Source organism: Neisseria sp. P0021.S006 (genome assembly GCF_051956895.1).
In genome coordinates this window covers 1-1,555 of sequence record NZ_JBQCWZ010000305.1, presented here as the reverse complement: position 1 = coordinate 1,555, position 1,555 = coordinate 1, and the positions used below count along the sequence as shown (strand labels likewise).

Annotated in this window: 1 protein-coding gene; it reads left to right on the top strand. The window is 50.5% G+C overall.

Going from position 1 to position 1,555, the window contains the following annotated elements:
• Nucleotides 1–309: 309 nt before the first annotated feature.
• Nucleotides 310–1,555, top strand: a 1,246-nt coding sequence (locus tag ACTHUM_RS13580) for an alanine/glycine:cation symporter family protein (protein WP_440403122.1), incomplete at its 3' end; no start/stop codon positions are given.

The following is a 1,555-nucleotide window of genomic DNA, read 5'->3' as shown; positions in this document are numbered from 1 at the left end:
GCATTTTATCATAAGTTAGCTTTAGCCAAAATATTCAGACGGCCCAAACATTTGCAAAAACAGGCCGTCTGAAAACAAAGAAACCTTTTTTAAAATAAAGAAGCACATTTGCGGCAAACCTTTGTCAGTTTTCCGTTTTAATTCACGAAGGTTTACGGTATGATGACAAAATCGGTCAGGATTGTTAACAACTTAAACCGGTATTAAACGGCAAAACGGCCTGCTCGCCCTTGTTGCCAACCGCGAAAATGAACGGGAGTAGTTGCCCGTATCATTTTCTTTTTATTTGTTTTTCTTAAAGGTTATATTATGGAAGAAATATTGTCTGCTCTGGTGGGTGCAGTCAATCTGGTTCTTTGGGACTACCTGCTGATTTATGCCTTAATCGGCATCGGCCTGTTTTTTACCCTGTACTTGGGCGCGCCGCAAATTACCAAATTAGGAACAGGTTTCAAATCCGTTTTCGGCGGCTTGTTCAGTAAAAAAGACAAAGACCACGAAGGCAAATCCCTGTCTCAATTTCAAGCGCTTGCCGTAGCGATTTCCGCGCAAATCGGTACCGGTAACGTGGCCGGTGTCGCCACTGCGATTACCGCCGGCGGCCCGGGTGCCATTTTTTGGATGTGGCTGTCTGCCATTTTGGGCATGTCTACCATTTTTGCAGAAGCCGTTTTAGCGCAAAAATACCGCGTGGTCAGCCACGGCAAATACATCGGCGGCCCAGCGTTTTACATTACGCACGGCCTGACCCCGAAAATCGGCCGGGGCGCGGCGCGTTTCCTGTCCGGCTTTTTCTCCATCGCCTTGATTATCGCGCTGGGTTTCATCGGCAACGCGACACAATCCAACTCCATCGCCTCGGCTATGAATTTAGCTTTTAATATTCCGCCGATGGCAGTCGGTATTGCGGTGGCCGTACTCGCCGGCCTGATTATCATCGGCGGCATCAACCGCATTGCCGGTATCGCGCAATTTGTCGTACCGTTTATGGCGGTGATTTACATCTTGTGTGCCGTGATTATTTTGTTCAAATTCTCCGACCACATTATTCCGATGTTCAGCCATATTTTTGTTGCCGCCTTTAATCCTGAAGCGGTATTGGGCGGTGCGGCCGGTATCGGTATGCGCGAGGCCGTCCGTTTCGGCGTGGCACGCGGCCTGTTTTCTAACGAAGCCGGTATGGGTTCGACCCCGCACGCTCATGCAACCGCCAACGTCAAACATCCCGTGGAACAAGGTATGGCCGCGTTTATCGGTATCTTTATCGATACGCTGATGGTCTGCACGGCAACTGCGCTGATTATCCTGCTGACCGACGCCAACCTCTCCGGCGAAACCGGCGCTGCGGTTACCCAACTGGCTTTTAACAAGGCCTTTCCGGGTTTCGGTTCTCAACTGCTCGCCGTCTGTCTGACCTTCTTCGCCTTTACCACCATCATCGGCTGGTACTACTTCGGCGAATCCAATATCCGCTTCCTGTTCCGCGGCAAACACTTGGGCATCTACCGCGCACTGGTTTTGGTGGCCATCGTATTGGGTACATTGGGCAAAGTGG